This window comes from Stenotrophomonas sp. YJH_SMC_101-4, assembly GCF_059370395.1.
In genome coordinates, this window is record NZ_JCAFTP010000003.1 from 602,849 (window position 1) to 623,310 (window position 20,462).

A 20,462-nucleotide genomic window follows, 5' to 3' on the forward strand; every position below is an offset into this window, starting at 1 on the left:
CGCGCAACGCCTGCCGGGCCGGAGGGAGGTACCATTGGGGTTTGATCCCCGTAACGGTCCCGATTCATGCGTAATCCGCTGATGCTCCTTCCGCTGGCCGTGGCCCTGGCCGCCGGCTGCTCCCAGGAGGCGGCCGCGCCCGCCGCCGCCCCGACTGCCACAAAGGCCCCTGCCGCCCCCGTGAACGCCGAGAACCGCAGCCACGACGAAAGCTCGTACGCCGAGCCGGACAAGGTCGCCATCAAGGACATCGCACTGGATCTGAAGCTGGACTTCGACCAGAAGCAGATCGGCGGCACCGCCACCTACACCCTGGAATGGAAGCAGAAGGACGCCAAGCAGCTGGTGCTCGACACCCGCGAGCTGACCGTGTCCAAGGTTGAGGCCGTTGCCGCCGATGGCGCGCGCAGCCCGCTGAAGTTCGAGCTGGCCGCCGCTGACAAGGTGTTCGGCAGCAAGCTGACCATCGAGGCTCCGGAACAGCCGGCCAAGGTGGAAGTGACCTACCACACCGCACCGACCGCCTCGGGCCTGCAGTGGCTGGCACCGTCGATGACCGAGGGCAAGAAGCTGCCCTTCATGTTCAGCCAGTCGCAGGCGATCCACGCCCGTTCCTGGGTGCCGTTGCAGGACACCCCGAGCGTGCGTTTCACCTACAGCGCGCACGTGGTCTCGCGCCCGGACGTGATGGTGCTGATGAGCGCCGACAACGATCCGAAGGCCGCGCGTGACGGTGACTACGCCTTCAAGATGCCGCAGCCGATTCCGTCGTACCTGCTGGCCATCGCCGCCGGCGACCTGGTGTTCGAGCCGATCTCCGGCCGCTCCGGCGTCTGGGCCGAGCCGACCATGGTCAACAAGGCCGCCAAGGAATTCGAAGACACCGAGAAGATGATCGGTGCCGCCGAGAAGCTGTACGGCGAATACCGCTGGGGCCGCTACGACATGCTGGTGCTGCCGCCGTCGTTCCCGTTCGGCGGCATGGAAAACCCGCGCCTGACCTTCGCCACCCCGACCGTGATCGTCGGCGACAAGTCGTTGGTCTCGCTGGTCGCCCACGAACTGGCGCACAGCTGGTCGGGCAACCTGGTGACCAACGCCAGCTGGAAGGACATCTGGCTCAATGAAGGCTTCACCACCTACGTCCAGGGCCGCATCACCGAAGCCCTGTACGGCAAGGAAATGGCCGAGATGGAGAAGCAGATCGACCAGACCGACCTGCTGGCCGAAGTGAAGGACATGAGCCCGGCTGACCAGGCACTGGCGCTACCGCCGCTGAACGAGCGTGATCCCGACGAAGCGCTCAGCCAGGTCGCCTACGTCAAGGGTGCGTGGTTCCTGGAATTCCTGGAGCAGCGCTTCGGCCGCGAGACCTTCGATCCGTTCCTGCGCGGCTGGTTCGATGACCACGCCTTCCAGAGCGCGAACACCGACCAGTTCGTCGCGTACATGAAGAAGAACCTGCTGCCGAAGAATCCCTCGGCCGTGACCGAGGCCGAACTGAAGGCGTGGCTGGACGAGCCGGGCATTCCGGCGTTCGCTGCCAAGGCGCAGTCGCGCAACTTCAGCAGCGTCGATACCGCGCGCATCGCCTTCGCCAGCGCCGGCACCGTGCCGAGCAGCCAGGTCATCGCCGACTGGAGCACGCAGGAATGGGTGCGCTTCATCGACGGCCTGGGTGCGACCCAGCCGCTGGACAAGCTGGCCACGCTGGACAAGGCCTTCCACTTCACTGGCACCCCGAATGGCGAGATCGCCATGCGCTGGTACCCGCTGGCGATCCGCAGCGGCTACGAGCAGGCCAATGAAGGCGCGGCGGCATTCATCGAGCGCGTCGGCCGTCGCAAGCTGATCCTGCCGATCTACGCCGAACTGGTGAAGACCCCGAAGGGGCTGGAGCTGGCCAAGCAGGCCTTCGAAAAGGCCAAGCCGGGCTACCACCCGATCACCACCGCCTCGGTCCAGGACATGCTGGCCAAGGCTGAAGCCAAGTAAGCGGTAGTGCCGGCCGCTGGCCGGCAACCGGTCACTGCTTCACCACCAACGGCGGGGAAACCCGCCGTTGGTGTATCCGCTTTTCGCTGCCGATAGAATCGGGATGCACCCGCAAAGGACCTCCGCCATGAAACGACTGATCCTGCTCACCGCCTGCACCCTGGCGCTGGCCGCCTGCAGCAACCCCGAGGAAGAACGCAAGGCGCAGGAAGCCGCCGCAGCCGCCGTGCAGGCGCAGAAGGAGGCCAAGGCCGAAGACGTGGCCAAGCAGTACGACATGGCCGTGGCCGCGCAGGACTGGGAGCGCGCGCGCCTGCATGGTGCCTCGCTGCTGGACCAGTACAAGGACACCGCGGCCGCCGAGCGCATCGCCGCAGGCTTCGACGAGGTCAAGGCCAAGGGCGATGCCGCGCGCGACCTGCGCCGCATGCAGGCGCTGTGGCAGTACAACCAGATCCCGGTGGGCAACAAGGGCAACCAGGTTTCGGCGCAGATCTACAGCAAGGAACGGGTGGACGTGGATGGCAGCGGCGCCAAGCCGGTGCAGCTGGTGTTCCGCGATCATCCGGAGTGGAAGCGGCATGCGTATCTGGTGCTGCAGGCCGGCGATTTCCGTTGCCCGCAGTGCACGGTGAAAGTAACCGTGGACGACGGCAAGCCGATTTCCATGGCGGCGTGGCGTCCGAAGACCGATGAAGCCATTGCCCTGTTCATCACCGACCAGAAGGCGCTGTGGAAGCTGGCGCGCAAGGGCAAGTCGATCAGCATCGAGTTCCCGGTCAAGGCCGGTGGCACCCGCACCGCTGTGTTCGAAACCGGTGGCGTCGACGCCAGCCGCATGCCGCAGTGGTGGCAGTGATGGTTGCGGCGGGCAGCGCAGTGCACGCGTTGTCCGCGATCCGGCACTGGGTGTTCGACATGGATGGCACGCTGACCGTCGCCGTGCATGATTTCGCCGCGATCCGCCGCGCGCTGGAGATCGCGGCCGAGGAAGACATCCTTGACCATATTGCGGCGTTGCCGGACGCACCGGCGCAGGCCAAGCGCGAGTGGCTGCTGGATCATGAGCGCGCGCTGGCCGAGGACGCACTGCCGGCACCGGGTGCGCTGAAGCTGCTGCGCGCGTTGTCGGCGGCAGGCTGCCGGCTCGGCATCCTGACCCGCAATGATCATGCGCTGGCGAAGCTGACGTTGGACGCGATCGGGGTCGGGGCGTTGTTCGACGATGCCGACATCATCGGCCGCGATGAAGCGGTGCCCAAACCCTCACCGGATGGCCTGCAGCAGCATCTGCGGCGTTGGGGGATCGGGGCTGCGGAGGCGGTGATGGTCGGTGACCACGCCTACGACCTGGAGTGCGGCCGTGCGGCCGGCGCCCATACCGTGCTGGTCAACCTGCCGGAAAACCCATGGCCGGGCCGTGCCGACTGGCATTTCGCTGATTGCCGCGCCTTGCTGGCTGCCTGGCAGGGCGCTTGCTGATGTAGAGCCGAGCCCACGCTCGGCTGCTCTCCTCCGGTCGGATCGCGCTGGCGCGCGCAAGCCGAGCATGGCTCGGCTCTACAGAGAGCAGGCCACGTGTCGGTCGGAGGTTCCGGTAGTGCCGGCCGCTGGCCGGCAGTGTCGACCAAGGTCGACACCCACCGATCAGATGTGCGGGCAGTTCGGTTACGCGCTCAGCGCGTAACCGAACTGCTGCTTGAACTGCTCGTTGAACTCATCGAAGGTGAAGCGCTGGTTCTGCGTGCCCGGGTGCTCGACCTTCAGCGCGCCCATCAGGTTGCCCATGCGGCCGATGGTCAGCCAGTCGTAGCCCTTCTGGATGCCGTAGATCAGGCCGGCGCGGAAGGCGTCGCCACAGCCGGTCGGGTCGACCACGCGGCGCTCATGCGCCGGCGGAATGTCGTAGCTCTTTTCCGGGGTGTGGATGACCGCGCCCTTCGGGCCGCGGGTGGTGATGTAGGCCTTGACCCGGCTGACGATCTCTTTCTCGTCCCAGCCAGTGCGTTCCTGCAGCAGGTTCGACTCGTAGTCGTTGACCACCACGTAGTCGGCCTGCTCGATGAACTCGCGCAGTTCCGGGCCGTTGAACAGCGGCATGGCCTGGCCCGGGTCGAAGATGAACGGGATGCCGTCTTCGTGGAATTCCTGCGCGTTCTGGATCATGCCTTCGCGGCCGTCCGGGCCGACCAGGCCCAGGGTCACGCCCGGTACGCCACGCACGTGGTTTTCGTAGGAACGCATCATCGCGCCCGGGTGGAAGGCGGTGATCTGGTTGTTGTCGTGATCGGTGGTGATGAACGCCTGCGGGGTGAACAGCTCATCGATCACGCGCACGCGCGACAGGTCGATGCCCAGGCCTTCGAAGTACTCACGGTACGGGCCAAAGTCCGAACCCACGGTGCCCATCGGGATCGGCTGGCCGCCCAGCAGGTGCAGGTTGTAGGCGATGTTGCCGGCGCAGCCGCCGAACTCACGGCGCATGCGCGGGACCAGGAAGGACACGTTCAGGATGTGCACCTTGTCCGGCAGGATGTGATTCTTGAACTGGTCCGGGAACACCATGATGGTGTCGAAGGCAAGAGAACCACAGATCAGAGCGGACATCGATGTAAGCCTATGCGGTGAATTTTGGGGTGGGCCGGCCCGGTTCGGCGGGCAAGCAAACGGCGCCCTTGGGCGCCCGACGGCGCAAAGGTTACCCGCTGGTGCCGCTCAGGGCCAGAACCGGGTGAGACCCGATCAGGCCGAAAGCCTGTGAAGACGCGGGTTCAGCTAGTTTTTTCCTTGCTCGGCGGCAGGCGGGTTGCTAGGCTTGTCGGCCTCGATTTCTGCCCATTTTTTCGCCATCCCGCGGCGGGCACGACACCCCTCAGGACTCCTTCCTCAGATGTTCAAGAAACTCCGTGGCATGTTCTCCAACGACCTGTCCATCGACCTGGGCACGGCCAACACCCTCATCTACGTGCGCGGGCAGGGGATCGTGCTGAACGAGCCATCGGTCGTGGCCGTGCGTCAGGACCGTGCCATCGGTGGCACCCGCTCGGTGGCAGCCGTAGGCGCCGAAGCCAAGCAGATGCTGGGCCGTACCCCGGGCCACATCACCACCATCCGCCCGATGAAGGACGGCGTCATCGCCGACTTCACCTATACCGAGGCGATGCTCAAGCACTTCATCAAGAAGGTGCACAAATCGCGCGTGCTGCGCCCGAGCCCGCGCGTGCTGGTCTGCGTGCCGGCCGGCTCGACCCAGGTCGAGCGCCGCGCGATCAAGGAATCGGCCGAGGAAGCCGGTGCCCGTGACGTGTTCCTGATCGAAGAACCGATGGCGGCCGCGATCGGCGCCGGCATGCCGGTCACTGAAGCGCGTGGCTCGATGGTCATCGACATCGGCGGCGGCACCACCGAAGTGGCGGTGATCTCGCTCAACGGCATCGTCTACTCGGCGTCGGTCCGCATCGGTGGCGACCGCTTCGACGAGTCGATCACCAACTACGTGCGCCGCAACCACGGCATGCTGATCGGTGAAGCCACCGCTGAGCGCATCAAGGTCGAGCTGGGCTGTGCCTACCCGCAGGCGGAAGTGATCGAGATGGAAATCTCCGGCCGCAACCTCGCCGAGGGCGTGCCGAAGATGATCAAGATCAGCTCCAACGAGGTGCTCGAGGCCCTGCACGAACCGCTGTCGGGCATCGTCAGCGCGGTGAAGCTGGCGCTGGAGCAGACCCCGCCGGAACTGTGCGCCGACGTCGCCGAGCGCGGCATCGTGCTGACCGGTGGCGGCGCCCTGCTGCGCGACCTGGACCGCCTGATCTCCGAGGAAACCGGCCTGCACGTGCAGGTGGCCGACGATCCGCTGACCTGCGTGGCCCGCGGCGGTGGCCGTGCGCTGGAGCTGGTGGACATGCACGGCAACGAGTTCTTTGCGCCGGAATAAGCCGTCCCGGCCGTTCCTGCCCGCCGCGCCCTTCCGGGGTGCGGCCCGCCGTGATGGCGGGCCGGCACCGGCGGGGCGCCCGCGTGTTTCCCTTCCGCCTTCTGCCAGTTGAATCGTTGCCGTGCCGCCCTACGCCGGTCCTCCCGTCGCCTCCCGATCCGGTGATGCCGCCAGCCCCCTGCGGTTGCTGGCCTATCTCGCGTTGGCCATCACGCTGATCGTGCTCGATGACCAGGCCGGCTGGCTGGCGCGCCTGCGCGAGCAGGCCAACAGCCTGGTGCAGCCGGTCTGGGCACTGGCCGGCCTGCCCGGCAAGCTCGGCAACCAGGTCAAGGATTCTGCCGCCAGCCACAGCCAGCTGGTCGCCGAGAACCGCGAACTGCGCAACCAGCTGCTGCTGGCCAACGCGCGCCTGACCCGCCTGCAGACCGCCGCGCTGGACAACGCCCAGCTGCGCGAACTGCTGAACGTGGCCGAGCGCAGTGGCCTGGACGTGCAGCTGGCGCCGATCCTGGATATCGACCTGGACCCGGTGAAGCAGCGCCTGGTGCTCGACGCCGGCAGCCGCGAAGGCGTGCACGTCGGCCAGGCGGTGATCGATGCCGGCGGCCTGATGGGCCAGGTGATCAGCGTCACCGGCGGTACCTCCACCGTGCTGCTGCTGACCGACCCCGACCATGCCGTGCCGGTGACCGTGGCCCGCAACGGCGTGCGCCTGATCGTCTACGGCCGCGGCGACACGCTGGAACTGCGCGACATCCCGCTCAGCGCCGGCGTGGAAGTGGGCGATGAGATCGTTACCTCCGGCCTCGGCGGTCGTTTCCCGGCCGGCTTCCCGGTCGGCACCATCACCGGCCTGCGCCCGGACGACACCCATGCCTTCCTGGTGGGCGAACTGAAGCCGGCCGCGCAGCTCGACCGCGGCCGCGACGTGCTGCTGCTGCGCCCGGGCGCGGCGATCCGCATTCCGCCGGAGCTGCGCCTGCAGCTGGAAGAAACCGCCCCGGGTGGCCCGGCCACCGGCGCCACCGTGCCCGTGGGAACCGCGCCAGCGGCAACGACGCCAGCTCCGGTCAGCGCCCCGGTAGTGCCGGCCGCTGGCCGGCAACAGCCCTCGTCGCAAACGAGGTCTGTTGCCCCCGCATCCTCCCCTGATCCTGCTGCTCCGGTAGTGCCGGCCGCTGGCCGGCAACCGACCACGCCGGAGGCCCAGCGATGAGCCGCCTGCGCGACAACCCGTGGGTGCTGCCGGCCAGCCTGGTGGTGGCGCTGCTGCTGGGCCTGCTGCCGTTGCCGGCGCTGCTGCAGCCACTGCGCCCGTACTGGCTGGCGCTGGTGCTGGCGTATTGGGTGATCGAGACACCCGAGCGGGTCGGCCTGGGCATCGCTTTCGCCAGCGGCGTCATCGCCGACCTGCTGTACGGCGGCGTGCTCGGCGAACAGGCGCTGCGGCTGGTGATGCTGGCCTTCATCCTGCAGCGTTTCCGCGCCCGCATCCGTTTCTTCCCGATGTCGCAGCAGATGCTGGCCATCGGCGGCCTGCTGTTCAACGATCGCATCGTCAGCGCCCTGGTGCACATCCTGGTGGGTGAACCCACCCTGCCATGGTCGTACTGGTGGGCGCCGCTGCTGGGCATGGGCCTGTGGCCGCTGGTGTTCGTGCTGCTGGATGCGGTGCGCTTCGGCAAGCGCGGGCGCTGAGCCATGATCCCGCGCCGCCAGGTCAAGAATCCGCACGCCGAAGCCGAACAGTTCCGCCGCCGCGCGGCGCTGGGTTTCCTGGGCGTGCTGGTCTGCCTGCTGGGACTGGGCGGCTGGTACTTCAAGCTGCAGGTGCTGGACCACGACGTCTACGCCACGCGCTCGGAAGCCAACCGCATCAAGCCGCGGCCGGTAGTGCCCGGGCGCGGCATGATCTACGACCGCAACGGTCGCCTGCTGGCCGAGAACGTGCCGGCGTTCCGCCTGGACGTGACCCCGGACAAGGTCAAGGACATGGACGCCACCCTGGAAGGGCTGGCGAAGATCATCAGCATCAGCCCGGAAGAGCTGGAAGCGTTCAACAAGTCGCGCAAGGCGCGCCGCAAGTTCCTGCCGGTCACGCTGAAGCTGCGCATGAGCGACGAGGAGATGGCGCGCTTCGCCGTCGACCGCTGGCGCTTCCCCGGCGTCGAGCTGGAGCCCTACCTGACCCGGCGCTACCCGTATGGCGACCTGTTCGCGCACATCATCGGCTACGTCGGCCGTGTCGACGACAAGGATCTGGAGATCCTCGGCGAAGGCAATGCCGCGCTGACCCACATCGGCAAGTCCGGCCTGGAGCGCTATTACGAGCAGCAGCTGCGCGGCAAGGTCGGCTACGAGCAGGTCGAGACCAACGTGCAGGGCCGTGCCATCCGCACCATCGGCCGCGTTGCCGCGCAGTCCGGCGCCGACCTGCGGCTGTCGATCGACGCCGACCTGCAGCGCGCCATGGTGGCCGCGTTCGGCGACCAGGAAGGCTCGGCCGTGGCGATGGACCCGCGTACCGGCGAAGTGCTGGCGATGGTCAGCCTGCCGTCGTACGACCCCAACCTGTTCGTCAACGGTATCTCGCATGCCGATTTCAAGGCGCTGAACGACAACCCGTCGCGGCCGCAGTTCAACCGCCTGGTACTCGGTGGCGTCGCGCCCGGTTCCACGCTCAAGCCGCTGATCGGCCTGGCCGGCCTGGATTCGGGGGTACGCCGCCCGGAAGACAAGGTGTTGTCCACCGGCATGTTCTATCTGCCCGGCACCTCGCGTGGCTGGGGTGACTCGCACCGCGGTGGCCACGGCTGGACCGACCTGCGCAAATCCATCGCGCAGTCGGTCAACACCTACTACTACAAGCTGGCGCTGGACCTGGGCATCGAGCGCTTCGACCATTACATGGAGTACTACGGCTTCGGCCAGCCGACCGGTATCGACCTGACCGGCGAGATCGGCGGCATCCTGCCGTCGCCGGCCTACAAGCGGAAGAGCCGCAAGGAGGCCTGGTATCCGGGCGATACAGTCAACATCAGCATCGGCCAGGGTGACTGGAAGGTCACCCCGCTGCAGCTGGCGCGGGGTGTCAGTGGGCTGGCCAACGGGCAGCTGCGCACGCCCCATCTGGTGATCCAGCAGCGTGCGGGGTTCGACCATGACTGGATGGCGACCGACCCGGGCGAAAGCAAACCGGTCAGCCCGAACCCGAACAATCTGCAGGCGGTGCGCGAAGGCATGATGGCCACCATGCTGCCTGGCGGCAGCGCGGCCCGCATGGCCGCCGGCGCGCCGTATACGATGGCCGGCAAGACCGGTACCGCGCAGGTCGTCAGCCGCAAGGGCACGGCCGCGGTGAATCCGAAGAGCCTGCCGATGCACCTGCGCCACCGCGCGCTGTTCGTCGGTTTCGCGCCGGTCGACCAGCCGGTGATCGCGCTGGCGATCGCGGTGGAGGGCGGCGGCTACGGCGGTGCGGCGGCTGCGCCGATCGCACGCAAGGTGTTCGACGCCTATCTGCTGGGCAAGATGCCTGAAGGCATGCAGCCGCTGGACAGCGAGCGCGGCACCACCGCCATCGGTGCCACCGCGTTCGACAACGAAGATGTGGGCGCGCGCCAGGCCGGTGACCTTGCTGCGGCACAGCTGGGCGAGCACCCGGTGCTGGTCGGCGTGCCCGCGCCGGAACCGGCACCCGCACCGCCGCAGCCGGGGGCGCCGGCTGCGGCCGCGCTGCCGGCCACGCCACGCCCGACCACCGTGGAGCCCGCACGATGAGAGTGTTTCTGCGTTGGGCCGGCGACATGCTGCGTCGCTTCTTCAGCACGCTGGACTGGGTGTTGTGCCTGGCCCTGGGCGCGCTGATGGTGATCGGTCTGGCCACGCTGAAGAGTGCCGGTGGCGATGGCCTGGTGATGGCACAGGGCGCGCGCTTCGCAGTGGGCATGGCCGCGTTGTGGGGCATCTCGCGGGTACCGATCCTGCGGATCCGCTCGGCCACGCCGATGATCTACGCAATCTCGATGATCCCGCTGCTGGCGGTGTTTGTGCTGGGTACCGGCAAATACGGCCGGCAGTGGCTGGACCTGAAATTCTTCTACCTGCAGCCGGCCGAGCTGCTGAAGGTCAGCCTGCCGATGATGGTGGCCTGGTACCTGCACAAGATGCCGTTGCCACCGCGCTTCAACACCGTGCTCGTGGCCCTGGTCATCATCGGCGTACCAACCGGCCTGGTGATGCTGCAGCCGGACTTCGGCACCGGTGTGCTGATCGCCGCCAGCGGCGTGTTCGTGCTGCTGCTGGCAGGCCTGCCGTGGTGGTGGGTCGGCCTGGGCGTGGGCGGCGTGGCCGCGGTTGCGCCGGTGGCCTGGTTCTGGCTGCTGCGGCCGTACCAGAAGGACCGCATCATGATGTTCCTGGACCCGGAGATGGATGCGCTGGGGGCCGGCTGGAACATCATCCAGTCGAAGATCGCGATCGGTTCCGGCGGCTTCGATGGCAAGGGCTGGGGCGAAGGCTCGCAGTCGCACTTGAACTTCATTCCCGAGCAGACCACCGACTTCGCGTTCTCGGTGCTGAGTGAGGAATTCGGCTGGATCGGCGTGGCCACCGTGCTGGCGCTGTACCTTGTGGTGATCGGGCGTTGCCTGTGGATTGCCAGCCAGTCGCGCGATTCGTACTCGCGCCTGCTGGCCGGCGCTACCGGCCTGGCGTTCTTCGTCTATGTACTGGTGAACGGCGGGATGATTTCCGGCCTGCTGCCGGTGGTGGGCGTGCCGATGCCGCTGATCAGCTACGGCGGTACCTCGGCGGTGTCACTGCTGGCCGGCTTCGGCCTGGTGATGGCGGTGCGCAGCCACAACCCGGTGCACGGCGGCTACGGCTAGCCGCCGCGCTTCCTGCTCCTGATTCTTGTAGAGCCGAGCCATGCTCGGCTGCTTTTGCTGTATGAAAGGCAGTCGGGCATGGCTCGACTCTACAAATGCGGCGCCGCGCTGACAGCTTCATGCAAGCACGCATTGCTACCGTGGCGCGCGTGGAATGGAAACGACTGCTTGGCGGCTGCCGTGAGGCGGTGCGCACGATCGACCTGCCGTTGCTGGTCGCGTTGTTGATCCTGATGGGCGCGGGCCTGGCGGTGCTGCACAGCGTGTCCGGCCCCGTGACCGGGCAGGCGGCGCGCTTTGCCGGTGGCCTGGTGGCGATGTGGCTGCTGTCGCGTGTTTCGCTGCTGCGCCTGCGCGCGTGGACACCGGCGTTGTATGCGCTGTCGATGCTGCCGCTGATGGCGGTGTATGTGATCGGCACCGGCAAGTACGGGCAGCGCTGGCTCAACCTGGGCGTCTTCTACCTGCAGCCGTCGGAGCTGCTCAAGCTCAGCCTGCCGTTGATGATGGCCTGGTACCTGCACCGGCAGCCGTTGCCGCCCTCGCCACGCACGGTGCTGACGGCCGCAGTGTTGATCGGCGTTCCTGCCGTGCTGATCCTGATGCAGCCGAACCTCGGCACCGCCACCTTGGTCACTGCCAGCGGCGTGTTCGCGTTGTTGCTGGCCGGCCTGCACTGGGGCTGGGTGGCAACGGGCGCGGCGGGGCTGGCGGTGGCCGCACCGCTGGCGTGGTTCGGGCTGTTGCGGCAGTACCAGAAGGATCGCGTACTGACCTTCCTCGACCCGGCGGCAGATCCGCTCGGCACCGGCTGGAACATCCTGCAGTCACGCATCGCGATCGGTTCCGGTGGCTGGCAGGGGCGTGGCTGGGGGCAGGGCACGCAGGCCACGCTGGATTTCCTGCCCGAGTACACCACCGACTTCGCGTTCTCGGTGCTGGCCGAGGAATTCGGCTGGATCGGTGTGGCGACGCTGTTCGCGCTGTACCTGTTCGTGGTCGGACGCTGCCTGTGGATCGCAGTGCACGCACGCGACACGCATGCACGGTTGCTGGCCGGCAGCCTGGGGTTGGCGTTCTTCGTCTATGTACTGGTCAATGGTGGAATGATTTCCGGCCTGCTGCCGGTGGTGGGCATCCCGATGCCGTTGATCAGCTATGGCGGGACATCGGCGGTCTCGTTGCTGGCCGGCATCGGACTGGTGATGGCGGTGCGTGGGCACCGGCCCGTGCACGGGGGATAGGGTTTCCAGCCAACGGCGCAGCCCCTCGTGGATGACCGCGCAAAGCAGTTCATGGGTGGGGCCGGGTAGATGGGCCGCGCAGGGGACGCTGCAAGTACATCCCTGTAAGCTCGGTCGCCGCATCCATGCGGCTCACGCCCCTGCGCAGCCCATCTACCCGGCCACGGACAGGTTCCGTGCGCGTCTCCCACGGAGAAGAAAAAGAAGATCAAAAGCAAAGGCGGCCTGGCGGGTCGCTTCATTGCCTTGTGTAGAGCCGATCCATGCTCGGCTCACGAGCAAGCGCAGCGTCGCGATCCGCTTTTGATCTTCTTTTTCTTCTCCGTGGGTGGCAGACCTCCGAAATCTGTCAGAGGCCGGTCGGGTTGGGTACGCGGGGGTGTCAGCCGCATGGATGCGGCTGCCAAGCCTTATCTGATGGAAATCTGGCAGCGTAGGTGCCGAGAGCCGGCGTGGGCCGCCGTGTAAGCCTGGATCTCGACGATCGCCTTGGAGCTTGGCGCCCACGCCGGAATCTCCCTTGATCCGCCCGAACAGTTGCTGGAGCTGACACTCACAGTGATAAGACTGGGCAAGCGGGGGAGCTCTCGACCCTTCCAGACTATACGGAGTCCGGTGATGAACGGGATCGGGATTGATGTCAGCAAGCGCCAACTGGATGTCGGCACGACGGACGGAGAGACCCTGCAGGTCTGCAATAACCGCTCCGGCTTTTCTGAATTGGATGTTTGGCTGAAGAAGCGTCCGGTCAGCCAGATCGTGCTGGAAGCCACCGGCGGCTACGAACGACCGGTGCTGGATTTTCTGCACGCAGTGGGCCATCCGGTGGTCCGCGCCAATGCCCTGCGGGCCCGCAGGCTGGCTCAGGGGATGGGGCAGATGGCCAAGACCGACCGGTTGGATGCCTATGCATTGGCGCAGATGGCGGCCTTGGTGAAACTTCCGGCCTACCAACCGCTGGAGCCTTGGCAGCAGAAAATGCGGGAATTCGTGCGGGCACGTTGACAGGCGATGCACGCGCTGACCATCGCGCGGCAGCAGCTGGAAATGGTCGGTGATCGTGAATTGCGCCGGCTACTGCAGGCCAACATCACCCGCTTGCAGACGCTGGTTGAACGTCTGGGAAAGCAAATTGCCGAGCAGGTTACCCAGCAGCCTCAACTGGCTGTCCTGAAGTCGATGAAGGGCGTTGGCCCTGGCCTGCAGGCGGTATTGGCAAGCTATCTTCCCGAGTTGGGAAAGATCAGCGGCAAGGCCATCGCCAGCCTCGTCGGTGTGGCTCCGATGTCCCACGACAGCGGAGCCATGCGAGGGAAACGCAGCATCCATGGCGGCAGAGCCGAGATCCGCCAGGTGCTCTACATGGCCAGCATGTCGGCCATGCGGCATGAACCTCAACTGCGCGATTTCTACCAGTCGCTGCGAGCCCGAGGCAAAGAAGGAAAAGTAGCCATCGTGGCGGTGATGCGGAAGATGCTGGTGATCCTCAACGCCCGGGTGCGCGACGCTGAAAACGGGTGGGTCCCAGCCTAAGGCCAGGCAGGGCGCAAGACCAAAGGCTGCCGGCCAGCGGCCGGCACTACCGTGCCCGTCTCATGGAGGGGCCAAGCTCCTCCATCAACACAGTTGCTCCAGGGACGGATTCACGGCGTCCCCCGCGTACCCAACCCGACCGGCCCACCCGCGGCTTCTCCTTTCCGCGACCACCCAGACACCACCCACGAGGGGCTGCGCCGTTGGCTGGAAACTTCCTGACTCTGCGCAACGCCCGTTGTGGAAGCGTTCTCACAACGATGCACGGCAGCACACCCGCTGACCAAAGTCCGGAAAAAACGTTAGCTGGTTCACACTTTTACAGCGCGTTGATCCTGATCAATGGACTTGTCGTAATCGGCCTGCACAATGGCGGCCCGTTCGGCACGGCGCGCCGTCAATCGTTGCAGCGCGAGGGGGCGTCGGGCGGGAGCAGTACTGATCCAACGGATACAGGGAGCGCGGGGTACTGCCACTGGGGAGCGGCAGCCGCGCGGGTATCGACCGGATCCGGTTGCCGGTTGCGTCTGCGGGGATGGGGACGCAACCGGCCACCTCTATCTGAATGGGGAAGCCCGATCACGACGCCTTCACATTTCCCGCTGAACGCGGGCAAATCGTTGTGATTCATGGTGTTAGGGGTTTTAATTCATCCATGACCTGCTAACCTGCGACGATGATTCGACGCACTCTGGCCTGCATGCTCACCCTCGGCCTGGTCGCCTGCGCGACCCAGCCGAAGTCCCCACCGTCTTCGCCCCAGGCCAGCAGCACGCCGCGCCAACCCGCCGTCAAGGCCCATGGCCCGGCCGAGGCCGCGCCCGAAGCCGCCGCTGCCACCGCGCCGCCGGTCGATCTCACCCCGGTGCCGTTCGAGGTCGCACGGGCCCGCTTCATTGCCGATACCGCCAAGCGCTATGGCCTGAAGCCGGAGCAGATCAGCAGCGTGCTCGACCAGGCGCAGGTGCGCCAGCCGATCATCGCCGCGATGTCGCGCCCGGCCGAACGGGTCAAGCCGTGGAACGAATACCGGCCGATGTTCATCAGCAAGGCCCGCATCGATGGCGGCCGCGCGTTCCTGGCCCAGCATCGCGCCGAACTGGATCGCGTGCAGCAGCGCACCGGTGTGCCGGCCGAAGTGATCGTGGCGATCATCGGCGTGGAAACCAGCTACGGCAAGAATGCCGGCAGCCATCGCGTGCTCGATGCGCTGTACACGCTGGCCTTCTATTACCCGCGCAGCGGCGACCCGGCCAAGCTGGAACGCGAAGTACGCCGCGAGCTGTTCTTCCGCGATGAGCTGGCCAAGCTGTTCGAGCTGGGCCGCGAAGAAAACCTGGACATCACCACGCTCAAGGGCAGCTATGCCGGTGCGATGGGCATGGGCCAGTTCATGCCGTCCAGCTATCTGGATTACGCGGTGGACGGCAACGGTGATGGCCGTCGCGACCTGTTCACCAGCTACGACGACGTGTTCTCGTCCATTGCCAACTACTTCGTGAAGAAGGGTGGCTGGGTCCGTGGTGGCCAGGTGGCCGTGCCGGCCACGCTGGCGCCGGGCCGCGAGGAGTTCAATCCGACCGAATGGATGCCGACCTGGTCGATGGCCGACCTGGCGCAGCGCGGCTACCAGCCGAGCGCGCCGGTACAGCCGGGCGCCACCGCCACCCCGATCACGCTTGAAGGCAGCACCGGCAAGCAGTACTGGCTGGGCTTCCAGAACTACTACGCGATCACCCGCTACAACCTCTCGAAGATGTACGCGATGGCCGTGTTCCAGTTGTCCCAGGCCATTGCCGGACAGGAGCTGCCCCCGGCATGAACATCAGATGGCTGGTCCCAGGCTTGATCGTCCTCGCGCTGGCTGCCTGCAGCAGCGCGCCGAAGAAGCCGGCCACGGCCGGCCATGGTGGCAAGTCCGGCGGCACCCTGGTGCAGGGGCGCGGCTCGCGCCCGGCACACTGCCCGGAAGGGTCGCCGTACGCGGCGGCCAAGGAAGACCTGAGCACCCGCGGCAACTACACCGCCGGTGGCCTGTACAAGCCGGGCGTGCGCGACAGCACGCCGGATTACATTCCCAACGTGGCCTGCATTCCCGAGCCGGAAGTGACCGCCGAGGAGCGCTCGGCGATCGGCAACAAGTCGCCGTATGTGGTGCTGGGCAAGTCGTACAAAGTGCTTGATGACACCCGCAACTATGTCGAGCGCGGCACCGCGTCGTACTACGGCGCCAAGTTCCACGGCCGCCTGACCTCGAACCGTGAGGTCTACGACATGTACCAGTTCACCGCCGCGCACAAGACGCTGCCGCTGCCCAGCTTCGCCCGCGTGACCAACCTCGACAACGGCGAGTCGGTGATCGTGCGCGTCAACGATCGCGGCCCGTTCCATGATGGCCGCGTAGTCGATCTCAGCTACGCCGCCGCCGTGCGCCTGGGCATCACCCAGCGCGGTACCGGCAATGTCGAGGTGCGCGCGCTGCAGCCGGGCGAGGGCAACCTGCTGGCGCAAAAGCCCTCGCGCCGCGAACGTCGTGCTGCCGAAGCGGCCGCAACCACCACCGTGGCCAGCGCGCGCCCGACGCCGGCTGCACGCGCCACAGCCGACAGCGACATCGATCGCCTGGTCAAGCGCCTGCCGGGCGACAGCATGCCTGCGCGTGGCCAGCCGGCCACCACCCAGGGCGTGGCCAGCACCGTGCCGGATGTGGCGGTCAGCAGCCTGCCGCCGAGCGCGCCGCCGGTGCGCAGCACGGTGCCCGCTCCGGCTGTCGTGGCCAGCACCACTCCGCGCGCGGTGGCACCGGCACCGGTGCGCAGCGCATCGACCACGCCGGCCGTACCCAGCCTGTCGCAGCAGGTGGTGGGCGCGGTGATGGTGCAGGTCGCCAGCTTCTCCAGCCGCGACAATGCCAACCGCGCGATGGGCCAGCTCAACGCCGCCGGCATCGTCGGCGCGACCATCAGTGACATCGCTGCCGGTGGCCGCACCCTGTTCCGCCTGCGCGTTCCCGCCAGCGACCATGCCAGTGCTGCGGAACTTGCCGGCCGCATCGCCGGTCTGGGCCTGGGTTCGCCGCAGATCATCAAGGATTGATCCGCCCGGGCCGGTGCTGCCGGCCCATGCTCCCCCGGCCTTACAATGGCCGTTACGTTCCACCCTCCATTCCCGGCCGTCCCCTGGAGCCTGCTGTCCAATGAATTTCCGTTCCGCCGCCACCGCCCTGGCCGCCACCCTGGTGGTGGGCCTGGCTTCCGCCCAGACGCCGCTGCCGACCCCGGCCACGCCGACGCCTGCCGCCGCTGCCGCCCCGGCCACTGTTGCCACTCCGCCGGCGCCCGCGCCCAGCGTGTCCAAGGCCTGGGTGCTGATGGATTACGCCACCGGCCAGGTGCTGGCCGGTGAAAACATCCACGAACAGCTGGCTCCGGCCAGCATCACCAAGGTGATGACGTCCTACGTGATCGCCGCCGAGGTCAAGAACGGCAAGGTCCGTGCGGATGACCAGGTGATGATGAGCGAGCGCGCCTGGCGCGAAGGTGGCGCCGGTACCGATGGCAGCTACAGCGGCTTCCCGGTCAACCAGACCGCGCGCCTGGAAGACATGGAAAAAGGCATGGCGATCCAGTCCGGCAACGACGCCGCGATCGCCCTGGCCGAACACGTGGCCGGCAGCGAGGAAGCCTTTGCTTCTCTGATGAACAGCTATGCCGCCAAGATCGGCATGAAGAATTCGCACTTCGTGAACGCCCATGGCCTGACCGCTCCGGGCCACCATAGCAGCGCCTACGATCTGGCACTGCTGGGCCGCGCGATGGTGCGCGATTACCCGGAAACCTACGCGTACAACAAGATCAAGGAATTCCAGGTCGGCAACATCAAGCAGCCGAACCGCAACCTTCTGCTGTGGCGCGATGGCAGCGTGGACGGCATCAAGACCGGTCACACCTCGGAAGCCGGTTACTGCCTGATGAGCTCGGCCCAGCGTGGTGACCAGCGTCTGGTGGCCGTGGTGCTGGGTGGCCAGTCGGAAAAGCAGCGTGCCGATGACAGCCTGGCGCTGTTGAACTGGGGCTTCCGCTTCTTCGAGACCCACCGCCTGTACGAACCGGGCAAGGCCGTAGCCGAGCACAAGGTCTGGAAGGGCACCACCGACAAGGTGCAGCTGGGCGTGGCGCAGCCGATGCTGGTGAGCGTGCCGCGCGGCCGCTACAACGACCTGAAGCCGAGCATCGATGTGCCCAAGACCCTGGAAGCACCGTTCACCGCCGGCCAGCAGATCGGCACCGTGAAGGTGATGCTGGATGGCAAGCTGGTGGCTGAAGCGCCGCTGGTGGCGGTGGCTGCCGTTGAACAGGCCGGCTTCTTCAAGCGCCTGTGGGACAGCTTCTGGATGTGGTGGGAATCGGAATGATCCGCGCCCCGGCGTGGTGAAGGAAAAGGCCGGCGAATGCCGGCCTTTTCGTTCTGTAGAGTCGGGCCATGCTCGACTGTCGTTGCCATCAACCGGCGTGCCGACCAACGGTCGGCACCTACCTACAGCGACCGGCTGATGGTGAAGCTGCCGAACACCGGTGCTTCGCGCTGGCCGTTGAACTCGCGCGTGCTGTGGTAACGCGCCGCAGCGAACTTCCAGCGTCCGTACATCACGGCCACGCCGTAGCCGCCGTAAGCCACCACATGGCGCTTGTCCACGCTGTGACTGTTGCGGAACGTGTTGCCGTCCAGCGTGATGTCGCGGATCACCCAGGCAGCGTCCGAGGTCGCGAACAGGTGCCAGGACCAGCCATTGGGACGGCCGCCGCGGGTCGGCGCAGTGTTCTCGCCGGCCGGGCGCAACGGCGTGCTGCCGAAGTCGTCCGGCAGCTTCCAGCCGAAGCGCACTTCACCGCCGAGGTTGGCCTTGGTTTCCAGGTTGCCGATCGATCCACCGTAGTGGCTGATGGCGTCCCAACCCCAGCCGTCGGCATTGACGCTGGCATCGCCCGGCCAGCGGCGCATGCGCTCGTGGGTCAGCATGAACAGCGGCTCGTTGTGCAGCTGGTTGTCCCAGCCCTTGAATTTCTCGTCGCCCAGCACGTCGTGCACGGCGTTCTGCACCTGCTTGCCCTGTGCCCACGGGCCAACCACGCCCAGCGTCAGCTGGGTGGTCTGCAGGCGGTCGCCGCTGCGCGCATTGAAACCGAAGTTTGCGATCAGTACGCCGGCGTAAGGGCGGTCGTCCTCGATCAGGTCCCTGCGGCTGAAATCGGTCGGGGTGAAGATGCCCTGGCCGATGCTGAAGATCATGTTCTGCTGTTCGAACTTGCCCGGGTGCAGCCCTTCCAGGTACTGGTTCACCCAGCGCGCCATGCGCGGCAGGCAGGGGTCGTCGGTGTAATCGACCAGATTGGGCGAGACCAGGGTCAACAGTGCACCGTTGGTGTAGCCCTGGTCCTGGTGGCGGCCGCCGAACAGGTCATTGTCGACGCGGAAATTGACCTGCGGCGGGTGGTCGCGCATTGCGTCCGGACCACATTGTTCGGCCGCCTGGGCGGCAAGGGGGAGGGCAGCAGCCAGCAGGCCTGACAGCCCGAGGGCTGCAAGGCGGCGTTGGGAAGGGGGGCTCATGTGAGAAGTTGTTTCTGTCTGTCGTTATATGCTGCGACACGGTACTCGCGCGAACGTGATGGAACGAGCGCGTTCGGATCACTTGTCTGTTCCGAAAACGACATTGTCTCGTGAAGACAATCCTGCCCTGTCCTGCGGTGCGCCACGGGGCCGGGGCCAATGCTGAACGGCCGTTCAGCTGCAACGCAGCGACTCACCGGTGCACTGTTTGACGTTGATGAATACTCTTGGGTTTGTTGCCCTGCGGCCCGATAATGGGGGGCATGGAAATCAAGTCCGACAACCCCGACCACGGCTTCCAGTTCCCCGGCCAGTTCGAGCTCAGTGCCATGGGCCCGGCCAACCGCGGCCTGGAACATGAGCTCCCCCGCCTGCTGCTGGCTGCCGGCATCGATGTCGTCAATGAACGCATCAGCTGGAAGCATTCCTCCAACGGCAAGTACGTGTCCGTCCGCATCGTGTTCAAGGCCGAGAGCCGCGAACAGTACGACCTGGCGCACCAGGCGCTGCGCGACCACCCGGAAGTGAAGTGGACGCTGTAGCCGACAGCTGCCCGGCCGAAGCCGCCCCGGAAGACCGCGCGCCGCGTCCGGCGCTGGTCCGCGACCTCGGCCGCCAGGCGTACGAGCCGGTGTGGCGCGCCATGCAGCGCTTCACCGACCAGCGCAGCGAGGCCGACGCCGATGAGCTGTGGGTGGTCGAGCATGACCCGGTATTCACCCTGGGCCAGGCCGGCAAGGACGAGCACGTGCTGGCGCCGGGCGAGATCCCGGTGCTGCACGTGGACCGCGGTGGCCAGGTGACCTATCACGGCCCCGGCCAGCTGGTGGTCTATCCGCTGCTGCGCCTGCCACGGCTGGGCATCGGTGTGCGCGACTACGTATGCCGCATCGAGCAGGCCATCATCGATACCCTGGCCGAGTGGAACATCGGTGCCGAACGCCGCGAGGGCGCCCCGGGCGTCTACGTCGGTGGCGCCAAGATCGCCGCGCTCGGCATCCGCGTGCGCCGCGGCTGCACCTTCCATGGCCTGGCCTTCAATGTGTCGATGGACCTGGAACCTTTCCACCGCATCAACCCCTGTGGCTATCAGGGGTTGCAGGTGACCTCGGTAGTAGACTTGGGCGGGCCCTCCGGGATGGAGGCCGTCAAGCCGGTGCTGCTGGACCACCTGGCCCGCCAGTTCGGCCTGCTGCTGCAGCCCACGCCCGAACTGCCTGATCTTTCTGCGGCCGCCTGACCGCCCCCCGG

The 20,462-nt window shown here is 66.8% G+C and carries 16 protein-coding genes and 1 pseudogene; 15 read left to right on the forward strand and 2 right to left on the reverse strand.

From position 1 onward, the window contains the following. Positions 1–66: 66 nt before the first annotated feature. The 3 genes from AC5P8D_RS13650 to AC5P8D_RS13660 all read left to right on the forward strand — a co-directional run bounded on the left by AC5P8D_RS13650 (position 67) and on the right by AC5P8D_RS13660 (position 3,477). Complete coding sequence (locus AC5P8D_RS13650) at positions 67–1,995, forward strand: M1 family metallopeptidase (RefSeq protein ID WP_071305872.1); 1,929 nt, start codon at positions 67–69, stop codon at positions 1,993–1,995. 127 nt (positions 1,996–2,122) lie between these two features. Then, positions 2,123–2,854, forward strand: a complete 732-nt coding sequence (locus AC5P8D_RS13655; protein ID WP_019337678.1) for a hypothetical protein — start codon at positions 2,123–2,125, stop codon at positions 2,852–2,854. Next, entirely contained in the window at positions 2,854–3,477 is a 624-nt protein-coding gene (locus AC5P8D_RS13660; protein ID WP_010481411.1) for an HAD family hydrolase, read from the forward strand. Before AC5P8D_RS13655 ends, AC5P8D_RS13660 begins: the two co-directional genes overlap by 1 nt. Before the next feature lie 186 nt (positions 3,478–3,663). On the opposite strand, the gene AC5P8D_RS13665 is transcribed toward AC5P8D_RS13660, so the two are convergent. Next, entirely contained in the window at positions 3,664–4,602 is a 939-nt protein-coding gene (locus AC5P8D_RS13665; protein WP_010481412.1) for a carbohydrate kinase family protein, read from the reverse strand. Between the two features lie 283 nt (positions 4,603–4,885). Here AC5P8D_RS13665 and AC5P8D_RS13670 point away from each other — a divergent pair, with 283 nt between their 5' ends. From AC5P8D_RS13670 to AC5P8D_RS13715, 10 genes and pseudogenes are all read left to right on the forward strand, one after another. Further along, complete coding sequence (locus tag AC5P8D_RS13670; protein ID WP_005419402.1) at positions 4,886–5,932, forward strand: rod shape-determining protein; 1,047 nt, start codon at positions 4,886–4,888, stop codon at positions 5,930–5,932. A 121-nt stretch (positions 5,933–6,053) separates the two neighbouring features. Further along, positions 6,054–7,151, forward strand: a complete 1,098-nt coding sequence (gene mreC, locus AC5P8D_RS13675) for a rod shape-determining protein MreC (RefSeq protein WP_049481455.1) — start codon at positions 6,054–6,056, stop codon at positions 7,149–7,151. Beyond that, entirely contained in the window at positions 7,148–7,633 is a 486-nt protein-coding gene (gene mreD / locus AC5P8D_RS13680) for a rod shape-determining protein MreD (protein WP_010481414.1), read from the forward strand. Before mreC ends, mreD begins: the two co-directional genes overlap by 4 nt. A 3-nt stretch (positions 7,634–7,636) precedes the next feature. After that, the gene (mrdA, locus tag AC5P8D_RS13685) at positions 7,637–9,715 is read left to right on the forward strand and encodes a penicillin-binding protein 2 (RefSeq protein WP_010481416.1); all 2,079 of its coding nucleotides are present in this window, start codon (positions 7,637–7,639) and stop codon (positions 9,713–9,715) included. Continuing rightward, positions 9,712–10,824 carry a rod shape-determining protein RodA gene (gene rodA, locus AC5P8D_RS13690; protein ID WP_010481418.1) on the forward strand — a complete coding sequence of 371 codons (1,113 nt, stop codon included), beginning with the start codon at positions 9,712–9,714 and terminating at the stop codon, positions 10,822–10,824. Before mrdA ends, rodA (AC5P8D_RS13690) begins: the two co-directional genes overlap by 4 nt. Before the next feature lie 119 nt (positions 10,825–10,943). Further along, positions 10,944–12,068: a rod shape-determining protein RodA gene (gene rodA / locus AC5P8D_RS13695; RefSeq protein WP_305730638.1), complete on the forward strand. Its 1,125-nt coding sequence runs from the start codon at positions 10,944–10,946 to the stop codon at positions 12,066–12,068. A 618-nt stretch (positions 12,069–12,686) separates the two neighbouring features. After that, positions 12,687–13,601 (forward strand): annotated as a pseudogene (locus AC5P8D_RS13700) (IS110 family RNA-guided transposase). Between the two features lie 676 nt (positions 13,602–14,277). After that, a complete protein-coding gene (mltB, locus tag AC5P8D_RS13705) occupies positions 14,278–15,423 on the forward strand; it encodes a lytic murein transglycosylase B (protein ID WP_010480986.1) in 1,146 nt (381 codons plus the stop codon). Further along, on the forward strand, positions 15,420–16,697 hold the full coding sequence (locus AC5P8D_RS13710) for a septal ring lytic transglycosylase RlpA family protein (protein ID WP_049480367.1): 1,278 nt from the start codon (positions 15,420–15,422) through the stop codon (positions 16,695–16,697). Before mltB ends, AC5P8D_RS13710 begins: the two co-directional genes overlap by 4 nt. 100 nt (positions 16,698–16,797) lie before the next feature. Then, complete coding sequence (locus AC5P8D_RS13715) at positions 16,798–18,015, forward strand: D-alanyl-D-alanine carboxypeptidase family protein (protein WP_010480982.1); 1,218 nt, start codon at positions 16,798–16,800, stop codon at positions 18,013–18,015. A 122-nt stretch (positions 18,016–18,137) separates the two neighbouring features. Here the strand turns inward: AC5P8D_RS13715 and AC5P8D_RS13720 are convergent, their stop codons facing one another. Beyond that, positions 18,138–19,211, reverse strand: coding sequence for a lipid A deacylase LpxR family protein (locus tag AC5P8D_RS13720; protein ID WP_029379720.1), 1,074 nt, complete (start codon positions 19,209–19,211; stop codon positions 18,138–18,140). Positions 19,212–19,474: 263 nt separating this feature from the next. Between AC5P8D_RS13720 and AC5P8D_RS13725 the strand changes: the two genes are divergently transcribed. Together AC5P8D_RS13725 and lipB are read left to right on the forward strand one after the other, a co-directional pair. After that, positions 19,475–19,753, forward strand: a complete 279-nt coding sequence (locus AC5P8D_RS13725; protein WP_005411067.1) for a YbeD family protein — start codon at positions 19,475–19,477, stop codon at positions 19,751–19,753. After that, complete coding sequence (gene lipB / locus AC5P8D_RS13730; protein ID WP_010480980.1) at positions 19,741–20,451, forward strand: lipoyl(octanoyl) transferase LipB; 711 nt, start codon at positions 19,741–19,743, stop codon at positions 20,449–20,451. Before AC5P8D_RS13725 ends, lipB begins: the two co-directional genes overlap by 13 nt. The last annotated feature ends 11 nt before the right edge of the window (positions 20,452–20,462 follow it).

Coding starts and splice junctions, on each gene's coding strand:
- AC5P8D_RS13650 (WP_071305872.1), top strand. CDS start 67: ATGCGTAATCCGCTGATGCTCCTTCCGCTGGCCGTGGCCCTGGCCGCC.
- AC5P8D_RS13655 (WP_019337678.1), top strand. CDS start 2,123: ATGAAACGACTGATCCTGCTCACCGCCTGCACCCTGGCGCTGGCCGCC.
- AC5P8D_RS13660 (WP_010481411.1), top strand. CDS start 2,854: ATGGTTGCGGCGGGCAGCGCAGTGCACGCGTTGTCCGCGATCCGGCAC.
- AC5P8D_RS13665 (WP_010481412.1), bottom strand. CDS start 4,602: ATGTCCGCTCTGATCTGTGGTTCTCTTGCCTTCGACACCATCATGGTG.
- AC5P8D_RS13670 (WP_005419402.1), top strand. CDS start 4,886: ATGTTCAAGAAACTCCGTGGCATGTTCTCCAACGACCTGTCCATCGAC.
- mreD (WP_010481414.1), top strand. CDS start 7,148: ATGAGCCGCCTGCGCGACAACCCGTGGGTGCTGCCGGCCAGCCTGGTG.
- mrdA (WP_010481416.1), top strand. CDS start 7,637: ATGATCCCGCGCCGCCAGGTCAAGAATCCGCACGCCGAAGCCGAACAG.
- rodA (WP_010481418.1), top strand. CDS start 9,712: ATGAGAGTGTTTCTGCGTTGGGCCGGCGACATGCTGCGTCGCTTCTTC.
- rodA (WP_305730638.1), top strand. CDS start 10,944: ATGCAAGCACGCATTGCTACCGTGGCGCGCGTGGAATGGAAACGACTG.
- mltB (WP_010480986.1), top strand. CDS start 14,278: ATGATTCGACGCACTCTGGCCTGCATGCTCACCCTCGGCCTGGTCGCC.
- AC5P8D_RS13710 (WP_049480367.1), top strand. CDS start 15,420: ATGAACATCAGATGGCTGGTCCCAGGCTTGATCGTCCTCGCGCTGGCT.
- AC5P8D_RS13715 (WP_010480982.1), top strand. CDS start 16,798: ATGAATTTCCGTTCCGCCGCCACCGCCCTGGCCGCCACCCTGGTGGTG.
- AC5P8D_RS13720 (WP_029379720.1), bottom strand. CDS start 19,211: ATGAGCCCCCCTTCCCAACGCCGCCTTGCAGCCCTCGGGCTGTCAGGC.
- AC5P8D_RS13725 (WP_005411067.1), top strand. CDS start 19,475: ATGGAAATCAAGTCCGACAACCCCGACCACGGCTTCCAGTTCCCCGGC.